This is a genomic window from Novosphingobium sp. BW1 (assembly GCF_008107685.1).
Lineage (GTDB): Bacteria > Pseudomonadota > Alphaproteobacteria > Sphingomonadales > Sphingomonadaceae > Novosphingobium.
In genome coordinates, this window is sequence record NZ_VIRF01000063.1 from 200,331 (window position 1) to 213,273 (window position 12,943).

General features: G+C 66.4%; 14 protein-coding genes. 7 read left to right on the forward strand and 7 right to left on the reverse strand.

Features of this window, described 5'->3' with window-relative positions:
* Positions 1 to 107: 107 nt before the first annotated feature.
* Both mutS and FMM79_RS08580 read left to right on the forward strand, forming a co-directional pair.
* On the forward strand, positions 108 to 2,723 hold the full coding sequence (gene mutS, locus FMM79_RS08575; RefSeq protein WP_205466566.1) for a DNA mismatch repair protein MutS: 2,616 nt from the start codon (positions 108 to 110) through the stop codon (positions 2,721 to 2,723).
* A 23-nt stretch (positions 2,724 to 2,746) separates the two neighbouring features.
* A complete protein-coding gene (locus FMM79_RS08580) occupies positions 2,747 to 2,950 on the forward strand; it encodes a hypothetical protein (RefSeq protein ID WP_240339061.1) in 204 nt (67 codons plus the stop codon).
* A 30-nt stretch (positions 2,951 to 2,980) separates the two neighbouring features.
* Here FMM79_RS08580 and FMM79_RS08585 read toward each other — a convergent pair whose 3' ends face one another.
* The 5 genes from FMM79_RS08585 to gluQRS form a co-directional block, all read right to left on the reverse strand.
* Positions 2,981 to 3,298, reverse strand: a complete 318-nt coding sequence (locus FMM79_RS08585; protein WP_148627074.1) for a hypothetical protein — start codon at positions 3,296 to 3,298, stop codon at positions 2,981 to 2,983.
* A 214-nt stretch (positions 3,299 to 3,512) separates the two neighbouring features.
* Positions 3,513 to 4,382: a 3-hydroxyacyl-CoA dehydrogenase family protein gene (locus FMM79_RS08590; RefSeq protein WP_148627075.1), complete on the reverse strand. Its 870-nt coding sequence runs from the start codon at positions 4,380 to 4,382 to the stop codon at positions 3,513 to 3,515.
* A 76-nt stretch (positions 4,383 to 4,458) separates the two neighbouring features.
* Positions 4,459 to 5,031 (reverse strand): cob(I)yrinic acid a,c-diamide adenosyltransferase, encoded by a 573-nt coding sequence (locus tag FMM79_RS08595; RefSeq protein WP_148627076.1) that lies wholly within the window; start codon positions 5,029 to 5,031, stop codon positions 4,459 to 4,461.
* A gap of 111 nt (positions 5,032 to 5,142) precedes the next feature.
* Entirely contained in the window at positions 5,143 to 5,376 is a 234-nt protein-coding gene (locus tag FMM79_RS08600; RefSeq protein ID WP_148627077.1) for an HIG1 domain-containing protein, read from the reverse strand.
* Between the two features lie 4 nt (positions 5,377 to 5,380).
* On the reverse strand, positions 5,381 to 6,217 hold the full coding sequence (gene gluQRS / locus FMM79_RS08605; protein WP_148627078.1) for a tRNA glutamyl-Q(34) synthetase GluQRS: 837 nt from the start codon (positions 6,215 to 6,217) through the stop codon (positions 5,381 to 5,383).
* 164 nt (positions 6,218 to 6,381) lie between these two features.
* Here gluQRS and FMM79_RS08610 point away from each other — a divergent pair, with 164 nt between their 5' ends.
* Positions 6,382 to 6,990: an HNH endonuclease gene (locus tag FMM79_RS08610; protein WP_148627079.1), complete on the forward strand. Its 609-nt coding sequence runs from the start codon at positions 6,382 to 6,384 to the stop codon at positions 6,988 to 6,990.
* Positions 6,991 to 7,000: 10 nt separating this feature from the next.
* Here FMM79_RS08610 and FMM79_RS08615 read toward each other — a convergent pair whose 3' ends face one another.
* Positions 7,001 to 8,281: a dicarboxylate/amino acid:cation symporter gene (locus tag FMM79_RS08615; RefSeq protein WP_240339062.1), complete on the reverse strand. Its 1,281-nt coding sequence runs from the start codon at positions 8,279 to 8,281 to the stop codon at positions 7,001 to 7,003.
* 131 nt (positions 8,282 to 8,412) lie between these two features.
* Between FMM79_RS08615 and glmM the strand changes: the two genes are divergently transcribed.
* From glmM to thiD, 3 genes are read left to right on the forward strand one after another with little or no spacing between them, the layout of a single operon-like run.
* Positions 8,413 to 9,753 (forward strand): phosphoglucosamine mutase, encoded by a 1,341-nt coding sequence (gene glmM, locus FMM79_RS08620; protein ID WP_148627080.1) that lies wholly within the window; start codon positions 8,413 to 8,415, stop codon positions 9,751 to 9,753.
* Positions 9,753 to 9,983 carry a DUF1272 domain-containing protein gene (locus FMM79_RS08625; RefSeq protein WP_148627081.1) on the forward strand — a complete coding sequence of 77 codons (231 nt, stop codon included), beginning with the start codon at positions 9,753 to 9,755 and terminating at the stop codon, positions 9,981 to 9,983. The genes glmM and FMM79_RS08625 overlap by 1 nt, the downstream gene beginning before the upstream one ends.
* 13 nt (positions 9,984 to 9,996) lie before the next feature.
* A complete protein-coding gene (gene thiD, locus FMM79_RS08630; protein ID WP_148627082.1) occupies positions 9,997 to 10,746 on the forward strand; it encodes a bifunctional hydroxymethylpyrimidine kinase/phosphomethylpyrimidine kinase in 750 nt (249 codons plus the stop codon).
* Between the two features lie 149 nt (positions 10,747 to 10,895).
* Here the strand turns inward: thiD and FMM79_RS08635 are convergent, their stop codons facing one another.
* Positions 10,896 to 11,768: an LOG family protein gene (locus FMM79_RS08635; RefSeq protein ID WP_148627083.1), complete on the reverse strand. Its 873-nt coding sequence runs from the start codon at positions 11,766 to 11,768 to the stop codon at positions 10,896 to 10,898.
* 83 nt (positions 11,769 to 11,851) lie between these two features.
* On the opposite strand from FMM79_RS08635, the gene FMM79_RS08640 reads away from it, so the two are divergent.
* On the forward strand, positions 11,852 to 12,922 hold the full coding sequence (locus FMM79_RS08640) for an LD-carboxypeptidase (protein WP_148627084.1): 1,071 nt from the start codon (positions 11,852 to 11,854) through the stop codon (positions 12,920 to 12,922).
* Positions 12,923 to 12,943 lie beyond the last annotated feature (21 nt).

Genomic DNA, 12,943 nt, shown 5'->3' on the forward strand with positions numbered 1-12,943 from the left:
TCTCCCGGATGAGCGAGGGCCGATAACGAAAGATTCCGGGACGCGATAGGGGAAAGGCAAGGGGGTTGCGCTTCACAAGGCCCGGCGAGCGGGGCTAACGCAGCGCCATGAGTTCCGGCGCAACACCCATGATGGCCCAGTATCTCGCGCTTCGCGAGGAAGCTGGCGAATGCTTGCTGTTCTACCGTATGGGGGACTTCTTCGAGCTTTTCTTTGAAGATGCAAAAATCGCAAGTCAAGTTCTTGATATCGCACTCACCACGCGCGGCGAGCACAACGGAACCCCGATCCCGATGTGCGGCGTGCCGGTTCATTCTGCCGAGAGCTACCTTGCCCGGTTGATCAAGGCGGGCTGCCGCGTGGCCATTGCCGAGCAAACCGAGACGCCCGCCGAAGCGAAGAAGCGGGGGGGCTCCAAGGCCCTTGTCGCCCGCGATATCGTGCGCTTCGTAACGGCAGGGACGTTGACCGAGGAAGCTCTCCTGGAACCGCGCCGGGCGAACGTCCTGGCCGCGGCCTGCGAGGTGCGCGGCGTGATCGGTCTTGCCGCCTGCGACATCTCGACCGGGCAGATGGTGCTTGAGGAATGTGCACCTGACCGCTTTCTTGCAAGCCTTGCACGTTTGGGCGCGCGCGAACTGGTCGTGCAGGACGGCTGGGAGCTGGCGCCCGAGGATGCGATCGGGCGTTCGGGCCATGAATTCTCCTCCGAAGGCGGCGAGGAGCGGCTGAAGGGCATCCACGGCGTCTCCACGCTTGACGGGTTCGGGGCCTTCACCCGCCCGATGCTGGCCGCAGCCGGTGGTCTCATTGCCTATCTCGACCATGTCGGGCGCGGCGCGTTGCCGCTGCTGCTCCCGCCCGAGGCCCGTTCGGGCGAGGCGACGCTGGCGATGGACGAGGCCACGCGCGCGAGCCTGGAAATCCTCGAATCCGCGCAAGGAGCACGAAAGGGCAGTTTGATCGACGCGGTCGACCGCTGCGTCACTGGCGCGGGCGCGCGCCAGCTGGCCGAGGACCTTTCCGCGCCGCTGACCGACCGCAGCGCGATTTCCGCGCGTCTCGAACTGGTCGGCTGGCTGCATGAAGACCCGATGCTGCGCGAGGACCTGCGCGCGGCGCTGCGCGCGCTTCCTGACGTGGGCCGTGCGCTGGGTCGCGTAGTCGCCGGACGTGGATCGCCGCGCGACCTTGGCCAGTTGCGCGATGGTCTGGCCGGAGCGCATGCCATTGGCGGGCGCCTTGCAGGCCGTGCGGATCTGCCGGTGCTGCTGAACAGCCTGCTCCCGGCGCTGGGCGGTCACGTAGCGGGCTGGGGCGAAATGGTGGAGCACTTCACCCGCGCGCTGGTATCCGCGCCGCCGACCGAGCGCGGACAGGGCGGATTTATTGCCGAAGGCTACGACGCAAGCCTCGATGAACTGCGCCTCACCTCAGGCAACGCGCGCAAGGCGATTGCCGCGCTTGAGGCGAAGTACCGTGAGGATACCGGCGTTGCCGCGCTCAAGATCAAGCACAACAACGTGCTTGGCTACTTCATCGAGGTGCCCTCGCGCCACGCCGACACGCTGATGCAGGCCGAGAGCGGCTTTACCCACCGCCAGACGATGGCGGGGGCGATGCGCTTCAATGCGCTCGCGCTGCACGAGGAGGCGAGCCGGATCACCGAGGCAGGCGCCCATGCGCTGGCGGCCGAAGAGGCCCATTTCGAGGCGCTGGTCGAGGAGGCCGTCGCCGCACGCCAGGTGATCGCGGCCACCGCGGCGGCGCTCGCCCGTATCGACGTTGCCGCCGGGCAGGCCGAGCGTGCCGCGGAAGGGGGCTGGGCGCGGCCCGAAGTGGTCGAGGGACTGTCGCTGGAAATCGAGGGCGGACGCCATCCGGTGGTGGAAGCGGCCCTCAAGGCGCAGAACGAGCGTTTTGTGGCGAACGACTGCCGTCTCGCCAGCCACGACCGGCTCTGGCTTATCGGCGGCCCGAACATGGGTGGTAAGTCGACCTTCCTGCGCCAGAACGCGCTCATTGTCCTGCTCGCGCAGGCGGGCGGGTTCGTTCCGGCGGACGCGGCCCGTATCGGTCTTGTCGACCGTCTTTTCAGCCGCGTGGGTGCCTCGGACAACCTGGCACGCGGGCGCTCGACCTTCATGGTCGAGATGGTCGAGACCGCCGCGATCCTCTCGCAAGCGACCGAGCGCAGCTTCGTGATCCTGGACGAGGTGGGGCGCGGAACGTCGACCTACGATGGCCTCGCGCTGGCCTGGGCGGTGGCCGAGGCGGTCCACGAGACCAACCGCTGCCGCTGCCTTTTTGCGACCCACTACCACGAGATGGCGCGCTTGGCCGAAACCTGCGAGGCGCTTTCGCTCCACCACGTGCGGGCGCGCGAGTGGAAGGGTGAACTCGTGCTCCTCCACGAACTGGCCGAAGGCGCGGCGGACCGCAGTTATGGCCTCGCCGTCGCGCGCCTTGCGGGGGTTCCCCCCAAGGTCATCAGCCGGGCCAAGTCGGTGCTCGAAAAGCTCGAAAAGGGCCGTGCGGAAATGGGCGGTCTTGCTGCTGGCCTTGGCGAGCTTCCGCTGTTCGCCGCTGCCGAAGAGGCGCGCGAGGACGCCTGCGACAGCTTGCGCGAAAAGCTGCGCGACATGGATGTCGACGCGCTTGCCCCGCGCGACGCGCTCGAAATTCTTTACGATCTCAAGCGCGAGGCGGGAACCGACGGTTAACCGGGAAGGTCCAGAAGGGGGCCATGGTGTTCTTCGGTCCGCGCCTCACCTGTGTCTTCCGCAGCCGCTGGCACGCTCTCTTCTGGGCGGCCAGCGTACTGCTGACCGCCTACTGCACTGTCCCGGCATCCGAAGGCGGGGGGCGCGACAAGCCGGAAGCTGTCGCCAAAACGCATGGCAAGCATAAGAACCCTTGGGCGACGGAAACGCCCACCTCTCCCGATTGATTTTCGTGTTTCTGGCGTGAGATCCTAGCCTCAACTGCCGTCGGACGCCAGATCCGGCTCGGGCGCGCTTTCACGTCCGTAGCGGTCTTCCAGGTCGTCCATCGCCTCTTCGCCCGCGTAAGCGGACATGTCGATGGTGCCGCTGGTGTCCATCTGGCGCATGTGGTCGACAAGATCCTGCGCGTTGGCACCGTCGAGGCTGGCGGAGAGCTTTTCGCTCTGTTCGAGCCCCAGAACCGAGGTCGACTGGTTCAAGGCCTGCTCGGCCACTTCCTGCGCCTGCATGGGCGCATCGGCCTGCTCGGCGTTGACCGTTTCGGGGGCGAAGTCGTCGTTACGTTGGGCCATCGGGTATCTCCTTTGACACCTGTAACGGAACGGACGCGAGTCGCGTTCCCCGTGCAGGGACAACGAAGATTGGAGAAAGGGGAAATCCGGGGGCCATCGCCCTCGGGCTCCCGGACCAGTCAACCTCCCCTCCCACGCGCCATGGCGGCCGAGAAAGGCGAGGTCGCCCGGTATGGGGTCAAGGGGCGATGGCCCCTTGAATCGTCTTGTTCTTTTAGCGTGTGGGAACGGGCTCCTCGCCCGAATAGTCGTAGAACCCCTTCCCGCTCTTGCGGCCGTACCAACCCGCTTCGACGTACTTCTGGAGCAGGGTGGCCGGACGGTACTTGGGATCGCCAGTGCTCTCGAAGAGGACCTTCATGATCTCGAGCAGGGTGTCGAGGCCGATGAAGTCAGCGAGCGTGAGGGGCCCCATGGGGTGGTTGGCGCCCAGCTTCATTGCCGCGTCGATATCCGCGACATTGGCAACGCCCGCGCCCAGCACGCAGATCGCCTCGTTGAGCATCGGGCACAGCACGCGGTTGACCACGAAGCCGGCCTCGTCGCCCGCAAGCACAACCGTCTTGCCCAGCTTTTCGCCAAAAGCCTTCATCTTCGCGACGGTGTCCTCGCTGGTGGCAAGGCCGGGGATGACCTCGATCAGGCCCATGACCGGCACTGGATTGAAGAAGTGCAGGCCGCAAAAGCGCGTGGGGTCGATCGTGCCTGCCCCCATACGGGTGATCGGGATCGAACTGGTGTTGGAGGCCATGAGCGCGCTGTCCTTGAGCACTTTGCCCGCCGCCTCGAAGATCTTTGCCTTGATATCCTCGCGCTCGTTCGCGGCCTCGATGATGAGGTCGCATTCGGCCATCGCCTCGTAGTCGCCGGTCGGGGTGATGCGGGCAAGGAGCGCGTCTGCATCGCCTTGCGTGATCTTTTCCTTGGCAATCAGGCGGCCAAGGCCCTTCTCGATCTTCGCCTTGCCCTTTTCGGCGGCGTCGAGGCTGACGTCGGTCAGGACCACGTCCATGCCCTTGCCCGCGACGGTCTGGGCAATGCCCGTACCCATGATCCCTGCACCGATGATACCGATTGTCTGCACGCTGTGTGCTCCCTCTCGAACGTTTGGCCGCAGGGACGCGCAGGTCCGGGGCCTTGTGGAAATTACATCTGCCGTCTTATCGATTCTGTCCGGGCACCCACAATACGTCGCGTGCGCCGTTCTCGTTCAGTGCGCGGGCGAGCACGAAGAGGTAGTCGGACAGGCGGTTGAGATAGGCAAGTGCGGCCGGATTGACAGGCTCGTCCCCCGCCAGCGCCGTCGCGCAGCGCTCGGCGCTGCGGCAGCTCGCGCGCGCGATGTGAACGCGTGCGGCTCCTTCGCTGCCGCCGGGCAGAATGAAGCTGGTGAGCGGCTGAAGATCGGCGTTGACGGCGTCGATGGCACCTTCCAGCCAGTCGACCTGGGCAGTGACCATGCGCAAGGTCATCTCGTCCGGGGTGAAGTCCTCGCCCGGGGTCGCGAGGTCCGCACCAAGGTCGAACAGGTCGTTCTGGATGCGCACGAGGTTGGCCCGATGCGTGTCCTCAGGACCAAGGGCGCAGACCGCCAGGCCGATCGCGCTGTTGACCTCGTCGATGCTGCCGATGGCCTCCATTCGGCGCGCGTGCTTGGGCAGGCGCGATCCGTCGACAAGGCCAGTGGTGCCGTCATCGCCAGTGCGGGTGTAGATCTTGTTGAGCTTGACCATGGTTCTCTCTCGCCGGGGTGTGGCCGTCCCTAGTCCGTCGGTCAGGCGATTGCACCACCCAAAGCACGGCCAACTGCCTGTCGGATCGCGCAGGAAAGAGGTGGCGGGCGGCTAGCGTGCGAAGGCCAGAAGCAGCGCGCAGACCAGGACCGCGGCGGCCTGGTACTTGATGCGGTTGAACATCATGCGGTTCTGCATCTGCTGGCTTTTCGACGGGCCGGTCTCACTGGGATCGCGGTTGAGGTCCTCCTTGGTGCCGTTGAGGAAGGCGATGATCCCGCGCACCAGACTGATCACGACCGCGATCATCAGGGCGACAATTACGATGACGAGTAGAGTGTACATGGCCTCAGGCTACGCCTTCGCCCAGCGAAAGGCCAGCGGGGAAGGCATGGGCGCGCAAGGCCGCAGCGAGCGCGGGGCCATCTTCGCCAGCGCGGCGCCGGTCGGCCAGCGAGGGCGAGCCGCGCCGCTTGGCAAGCTTGCGCCCATCCGCTTCGACCAACAGGGGGTGGTGGTGCCAGGTGGGCACGGGCAGGTCGAGCAGGGCCTGGAGCAGGCGGTGGATGTGGGTGGCGCCGAACAGGTCCATGCCCCGGGTGACGAGGGTGACGCCGTCTGAGGCATCGTCAAGCGTGGCGGCGAGGTGATAGCTGCCGGGAAGGTCCTTTCGCAGCAGCACGACATCGCCGTAGGGCGCCGGATCGGTTCGCTGCATACCGGCCCGCTCGTCTTTCCAGGTGAGAGGCCCGGCGTGTGAGGTTGCCGCCTCCATGTCGATCCGCCAGGCTGCGCCTTCGGAATCGACTGCACGGCGCTTGCAGGTGCCGGGGTAGACTGGCCCATCGGGGCCCATTCGGGTGGCGGCGGCCGCTATTTCGGCGCGGGTGCAGCGGCAGGGATAGAGAAGCCCCATCGCCTTCAGCCGCTCACCCGCGGCCACGTGCGCGTGGACGTTGCGCGACTGGATGCGTACCCGTCTGTCCCAGGCAAGCCCCAGCCAGGTCAGGTCCTCCAGCGCCTCCTCGGCGAGTTCCTGGCGGCTGCGCGCTCCGTCGATGTCCTCGATGCGCAGGAGGAATTCGCCGCCGCGCGAACGGGCAAGATCGTGCGCGGTTAGAGCTGCATAGGCATGGCCCAGGTGAAGCGAGCCGTTGGGGCTGGGCGCAAAGCGTGTACGGATCATGAAAAAGGCTCGTGAAGTGGACATGATGGCCTGAACAGCGCGGAGGTGCTCGTCGCATTTCGGCAAGGCTGTACCATAGGGGACTTGACGCCGAGTCGCGCAAGTGCTGCAAAAGACTTTATGTGCTGCCATGAACTTGTCATCACGGCCTGCGACAGGAGGCCATGCTCAGATCGGAGCTGATTGAGCGCGCGGCCCGTTTCCGCAGCGCGGAGGATGATCCCTCCCGAAGTCTTTCGGACTGCCCTGCGCTTGTTCTCAATGCGGATTACACGCCGCTCTCCTATTATCCGCTCAGTATCTGGCCTTGGCAGACCGTGATCAAGGCGGTGGTGCTGGAGAAGGTGGACGTGGTCTCGTGCTACGACCGGGCGGTGCGCAGCCCCAGCTGGACGATGCAGATCCCCTCGGTGATCGCGCTCCACGATTACGTCAAACCGTCCGAGTTTCCCGCCTTCACGCGCTTCAACCTGTTCCTGCGCGACAAGTTTACCTGCCAGTACTGCGGATCGCCGCACAACCTGACCTTCGACCACGTGGTCCCGCGGAGGCTGGGCGGAAAGACGAGCTGGGAGAACATTCTCACCGCGTGCTCGCCCTGCAATCTCAGGAAGGGCGGACGCACGCCCAAGCAGGCGAACATGCCGCCCATGGTCGCGCCCATCAAGCCGACCAGCTGGCAGCTGCAGGACCGGGGCAAGGCCTTTCCGCCCAACTACCTGCACGAAACCTGGCGCGACTGGCTCTACTGGGACATCGAGTTGGAGCCCTAGGTACAGGTTCCTAGTGCATTGTTGGCGCGTCGGGCGCGGCATCGCCATCGTCTCTCTCTTCCCCTGCGACCGCCGTCGTCACTGCGACGTCCATCGTCACGTTGCCCAGCGTGCGCATGATGTCGGGAAGCATCTCTACGGCCACAAGGATGCCGAGCGGCCAGAGCGGCGCGCCCATCGCGGCGGCAATCGGCCCGGTAGAGGCGATGAAGCTGACCGTGCCGGGGAGTGAAACCGTGCCGAAGGTGGTGACGAAGGCGACGAGCACGCCCGCCGCGATGGCGCTGGCCGAAAGCTCGTGTCCGGCGAGCTGCGCGGCGTAGACGGCGACGCCCACGTTCATCGCCGGACCGGTCGCGCGAAACAGGGTGACGGCGAGGGGGAGGGCAAATTCGGCCGCCGTGGCAGGGACCCGCAGCGCCCGTGCGGCGGCCAGCATTGCGGGCAGGCTGGCGAGCGAGGATTGGGTGGAGACCGCAACCACCTGTGCAGGCAGAACCGCGCGGGCAAAGGTGCCAAGGTGGCACCGCCCGACCAGCACCGCCAGCGGATAGGCGGTGAGCAGGAACACCGCGCCCAGCGCCGCGACCAGCAGGATGTAGTGGCCCAGCGTCCCGATGGCCGCCGCGCCAGTGCGCGCGGCAAGCGACAGGCCAAGGGCAAAGACGCCCAGCGGCGCGAACTTGAGTACCCACCCGATGACCACGATCATCGCGCCCGCCAGCCCCTCGAAAAGGAGGGCAAGCTGTCGGCGCGGTTCCTCGGCAAGGCGGGTGGAGGCCAGCGCAAATAGGGCAATGAAGACGATTACCGGCAGCATCGCGTCCTCGGCGGCTGCGCCCAGCACGTTGGAAGGGACGAGCGAGCCGAGGAAATCGCCGAGGCCGGGCAGGTCGGATTCGGGCGCCTCGCCGTGGCCTGCAAGATCGAGCGCGGGGGCGGGAAACAGGCGCAGGAGAAGCGGCATCAGGAGGCCGCCGAGGCAGGCGCTTGCGGCCAGCACACCCACGATAAGGCCGAGCGTGCGGCGGGCCAAGGCGCCCGCCTTCGCGGCCGCGGCGGTCTCGACGATGCCGGTGAACAGGAGCCCGGCGACCAGCGGCAGGATCGTCATCTTGAGCGCGCGCAGCCACAGGTCGCCCAGCGGTTCTGCCAGAATCAGGATATCGCGCAGCGGTGCCGAACCCTTGAACAGGGCGCCCACGGCCAGCCCGGCCAGAAGGCCGCCCAGCGTGAGGAGACCCGGAACGCGAATTTCGGGCATGCGGCTGGCGCTGGAAGGCTCGGTCATCAAGGTCCCTGGTCGTGTCTGGAAGGGGTAGGAAAAGGCGCATCCGGGTGAAAGGACGGGCGAGGGGGGTGACATTACCAGCCCGGCGCGGCATGGCAATTTACAAGACGCACGGCAGGTGACGGACAGGCATGAGCAAGCAATTCTTCGGAACCGACGGCATTCGCGGCCGCACCAACCAGGGCGCGATGACCGCTGCGACGGCCGCCAAGGTCGGGCAGGCGGCGGGCAAGCTGTTCCAGCGCGGCACCCACCGCCACCGCGTGGTGATCGGAAAGGACACGCGCTTGTCGGGCTACATGCTCGAGAACGCGATGACCGCCGGTTTCACCAGCGTGGGCATGGACGTGATCCTTCTTGGCCCGATGCCTACGCCTGCGGTCGCATTGCTGACCCGCGAGCTGCGCGCCGATGTCGGCGTGATGATTTCGGCCAGCCACAATCCCTACGAGGACAACGGCATCAAGCTTTTCGGCCCTGACGGTTTCAAGCTCTCGGACGCCGACGAACTGGCGATCGAGAAGATGCTGGGCGAGGACCTGGGGCTTGCCGAAGCCGAAGATATCGGACGAGCCCGGCGTATCGACGACGCGCGCGGCCGCTACATCCACGCGGTCAAGGCCTCGCTGCCGAGCACGGTGCGGCTCGATGGTCTCAAGATCGCGGTCGATTGCGCCAATGGCGCGGCCTACCAGGTCGCCCCTTCCGCGTTTTGGGAACTGGGCGCCGAGGTGGTGACGGTGGGCGTGACGCCCAACGGCAAGAACATCAACAAGGCCTGCGGCTCGACCCATCCTGATCTGCTGCAGGAGACGGTTGTCTCGGGTGGCTGCGATATCGGCATCGCGCTCGATGGCGATGCGGACCGGCTGATCGTTGTCGACGAAAACGGCAAGGTGGTCGACGGTGACCAGATCATGGCGCTGCTCGGCACGCAGATGGCCGCACGCGGCAAACTGCGGGGCGGGGGCGTGGTCGCCACCGTCATGTCGAACCTGGGGCTGGAGCGTTACCTGCAGGGGCTTGAACTGACGCTGGAGCGCACCAAGGTCGGTGACCGGCACGTGCTCGAACGCATGAAGTCGGGCGGCTTCAATGTGGGCGGTGAACAGTCGGGTCACATGATCCTGCTCGACCATGCGACGACCGGCGATGGCACCGTGGCGGCCCTCCAGGTGCTGGCCGCGCTCGTTCAGTCGGGCAAGAAGGCGAGCGAGGTTCTGCACCTCTTCGATCCGGTTCCCCAGCTCTTGCGCAACGTGCGCTTTGCAGGGGGCCAGCCGCTGGAGGACGCGCGCGTGCAGGCCGTCATCGCCGAGGCCGAGAGCACGCTGCGCGGCGAGGGCCGCCTCGTCATCCGCCCCTCGGGTACCGAACCGGTGATCCGGGTCATGGCCGAAGGCGATGATGCCGCCAAGGTCGAGGCGGTAGTCGCCGCGATCTGCACCGCCATTGAAGAGGTAGCCGGCTGATGGCCCTGGAAATGCGCCCCGATTGCGCGCGCTGCGGCGCCGATCTTCCCGCCGAGGCGCCCGGCGCCTTCATCTGCTCGTTCGAGTGCACCTACTGTGCGGAATGCGCCGAGAATCTCGACGACCTGTGCCCCGAATGCGGGGGCGAGCTGACCGACCGCCCGACCCGAGCCAAGAAGCACCAGGACGCCGCGCCCCCGTCCAAGGTGCGCCGCTACAAGGCCAAGTGACGAACCTCAGGCCATGACCACACCTCCTCGTATTCTTTCCATCGCCGGTTCGGATTCTTCGGGTGGCGCAGGGATCCAGGCCGACATCAAGACGATCACGATGCTGGGCGGCTACGCCATGACCGCGATCACCGCGATCACGGCGCAGAACACCTGCGGGGTGACCGACGTGGTCGCGCTTTCGCCCGAGGTGGTGGGCGCGCAGATCGATGCCTGCGTCAGCGACATTGGGGTCGATGCGGTCAAGATCGGGATGCTGGGCTCGGCTGAGATTGCGCACGTGGTCGCGGCGCGGCTGGAGGAGCTGGGCGTGCCGGTGGTGTTTGATCCGGTCATGGTCGCGACATCGGGATCGGTGCTGGCTGACTCGGCGACGATCGCGGCTTTCTCCCGGCTTATGGCCTGCGCCGCTCTGACGACGCCCAACGTGCCCGAGCTTGAGGCCCTGGGCGGCGATGCGGCGTTGGTGGCCTTGGGCGTGTCCTACCTTGCCAAAGGCGGCGATGCCGAAGGCGACGTGGTCGAGGACCGATTGATGGTGCCGGGCAAGGACCCGGTTATCTGGCGCGCACCGCGCATCGTCACGCGCCACACCCACGGCACCGGCTGCACGCTCTCGAGCGCGATTGCGATGGGCCTTGGGCATGGAATGTCGCTGCCCGAAGCGGTTGAAGGCGCGCGTGAATTCGTGCGCCGTGCCCTCGGTGCGGCCCCTGGGCTGGGCGCCGGGCATGGCCCGATGGGCCATCACGCAGTCCGATAGGTTCCGGAAGAAGAAATTGATACAGCGGACATCGCCCCTTGCCCCCGGAACGGGCGATGTCACGTTTCCCAGCCAGGATGGCACGCTCAAGGTGGGGTCGACGGTTCGGGAAGCCCGAGGGCGATGGCCCTCGGATTTATCTTCCGGTCTCAGCCGCAGTCGAGATCGTAGAAGGCACGGATCGCCTTCCATCCGTCCTCGGCGGTTTCACACCAGGTGAACAGGTCAAGGTCCCTGCGGGCGATCACGCCTTCCTCGGCCAGCGCCTCGAAATTAATGACCTTTTCCCAGAACTCGCGTCCGTAGAGGAGCACAGGGATCGGCTTCATTTTGCCGGTCTGGATGAGGGTGATCATCTCCAGCATCTCATCGAGGGTGCCAAAGCCACCGGGGAACACGGCCACCGCGCGGGCTCGCAGCAGGAAGTGCATCTTGCGCAGCGCGAAGTAGTGGAACTGGAACGAGAGGCGTGGGGTAACGTAGGGGTTGGGAGCCTGTTCGTGCGGCAGAACGATGTTGAGCCCCAGCGATTCCGCGCCGACCTCGTGCGCGCCGCGGTTGGCCGCTTCCATGATCGAGGGGCCACCGCCCGAGCATACGACGAACTGGCGCATGCCCTTTTCCACCAGGCCGCACTGGCTGGCGATACGGGCGAGCTTGCGTGCCTCCTCGTAGTACTTCGCCTTGGCGACGAGCCGTTCGGCAACCTTCTTGTCCTCGTCGCTGGAGGCCATCGCAAGAACCTCGTCGCACTTTTCGGGCGAGGGAATGCGTGCCGAGCCGTACATGACCAGGGTGGAGCCGATGTTGGCCTCTTCCAGCAGCATCTCGGGCTTGAGCAGTTCAAGCTGGAAGCGCACCGGGCGAAGTTCGTCGCGCAGCAGGAAATCGGTGTCCTGGAAGGCCAGCTGGTAGGCCGGGTGCCGGGTCTGGAGGGTGCCGGTCTGTTCGCCGGCGAAAGTGGCTTCCTGTTCCGCCTTGTAGAAGCGGCGGTCGGTGAGTTTCTTTTCTTCTTCTGTCATTTGCCTATCCATGGACCGGCAAGGCCGGTCCGTCGAGAGATTTGCCGAGACGCCGCCGCGGGGCGTGGCTAGGGTGCCACACCATGCAGTCGAGACGCCAATGCCTGAAAACCGTCGCGACCTCGGCCGGGGCGTTTGCCCTTTCGGGCTTCCCATTTGCCGCCGCCGCTCGCGCGCACGCCAAGGACAACGCGGACCGGCACGAAAGGCTCCGCGCCCCGCGCCTGGGACCCGGCGACGGGCTGGGGCTGGTCGCGCCGGCGGGCTTCATCGGCGATCGGTTCGGGATCGAGGAAATCGCCGAGGCCGTGCGCGCGATGGGGCTGGAGCCAATCCTGGCGCCCAACCTGACCGCCCGGGCGGGCTATCTTGCCGGAGACGATGCGGCGCGCGCGGCCGCTTTTATGGAGACCTGGCAGGACCCCCGCGTAAAGGGCGTCATGGCCGTGCGGGGCGGCTGGGGGACCGCGCGCATGCTGCCCCAGCTGGATTTCGCCGCGCTGCGCCGCGCGCCTAAACTCTTCACCGGTTTCAGCGACAACACTGCGCTCCACGCCGCGCTGGCTGCCCATGGCTGCGCGCCCAGCGTGCATGGTCCCAACGCCTCGGCCAGCTGGCCGCCTGACGTCTGGGAAAGCTGGCGCGCCCTGGCCTTCGAGGGCGCAACGCCCACGCTCTCAGTCGCAGGCTACACAGGACCCAGTCTTGGCGGGGGGCGCCGCACCCCGCGCGTCTTTGCGGGCGGACAGGCGCAGGGTCGCCTTCTAGGCGGCAATCTCAGCGTGCTCTCGGCGCTGGTCGGTACGCCTTATTTCCCCGACATGCGCGGCGCCGTCCTGTTTCTGGAGGACACCAACGAATCCGAGTACCGGATCGACCGCATGCTGACCCAGCTGGCCCTGGCCGGTGTTTTGAAGGTCCTGGCGGGCGTCGTTTTCGGACAGTGTACCAATTGCCGCAACCCGGGGCCTGGCTATTCCAATTTCACGATTTACCAGGTGCTCGACCAGCATTTCGGTGCGCTCGGCATTCCAGCCTTTCAGGGCCTCTCGATCGGCCACATCGCCGCGCAGGCAAGCGTGCCGGTGGGGTGCCATGTGCGCCTTGATGCCGATGCGGGCATGCTCCATGTCCTCGAACCGGTTGTTACCTGAGCAAGCGGCCCGCCGCGGGCA

What these genes read in the sequence shown, in the direction of transcription:
- mutS (WP_205466566.1), top strand. Translation starts at nt 108, where the DNA reads ATGAGTTCCGGCGCAACACCCATGATGGCCCAGTATCTCGCGCTTCGC.
- FMM79_RS08580 (WP_240339061.1), top strand. Translation starts at nt 2,747, where the DNA reads ATGGTGTTCTTCGGTCCGCGCCTCACCTGTGTCTTCCGCAGCCGCTGG.
- FMM79_RS08585 (WP_148627074.1), bottom strand. Translation starts at nt 3,298, where the DNA reads ATGGCCCAACGTAACGACGACTTCGCCCCCGAAACGGTCAACGCCGAG.
- FMM79_RS08595 (WP_148627076.1), bottom strand. Translation starts at nt 5,031, where the DNA reads ATGGTCAAGCTCAACAAGATCTACACCCGCACTGGCGATGACGGCACC.
- FMM79_RS08600 (WP_148627077.1), bottom strand. Translation starts at nt 5,376, where the DNA reads ATGTACACTCTACTCGTCATCGTAATTGTCGCCCTGATGATCGCGGTC.
- gluQRS (WP_148627078.1), bottom strand. Translation starts at nt 6,217, where the DNA reads ATGATCCGTACACGCTTTGCGCCCAGCCCCAACGGCTCGCTTCACCTG.
- FMM79_RS08610 (WP_148627079.1), top strand. Translation starts at nt 6,382, where the DNA reads ATGCTCAGATCGGAGCTGATTGAGCGCGCGGCCCGTTTCCGCAGCGCG.
- FMM79_RS08615 (WP_240339062.1), bottom strand. Translation starts at nt 8,281, where the DNA reads ATGACCGAGCCTTCCAGCGCCAGCCGCATGCCCGAAATTCGCGTTCCG.
- glmM (WP_148627080.1), top strand. Translation starts at nt 8,413, where the DNA reads ATGAGCAAGCAATTCTTCGGAACCGACGGCATTCGCGGCCGCACCAAC.
- FMM79_RS08625 (WP_148627081.1), top strand. Translation starts at nt 9,753, where the DNA reads ATGGCCCTGGAAATGCGCCCCGATTGCGCGCGCTGCGGCGCCGATCTT.
- thiD (WP_148627082.1), top strand. Translation starts at nt 9,997, where the DNA reads ATGACCACACCTCCTCGTATTCTTTCCATCGCCGGTTCGGATTCTTCG.
- FMM79_RS08635 (WP_148627083.1), bottom strand. Translation starts at nt 11,768, where the DNA reads ATGACAGAAGAAGAAAAGAAACTCACCGACCGCCGCTTCTACAAGGCG.
- FMM79_RS08640 (WP_148627084.1), top strand. Translation starts at nt 11,852, where the DNA reads ATGCAGTCGAGACGCCAATGCCTGAAAACCGTCGCGACCTCGGCCGGG.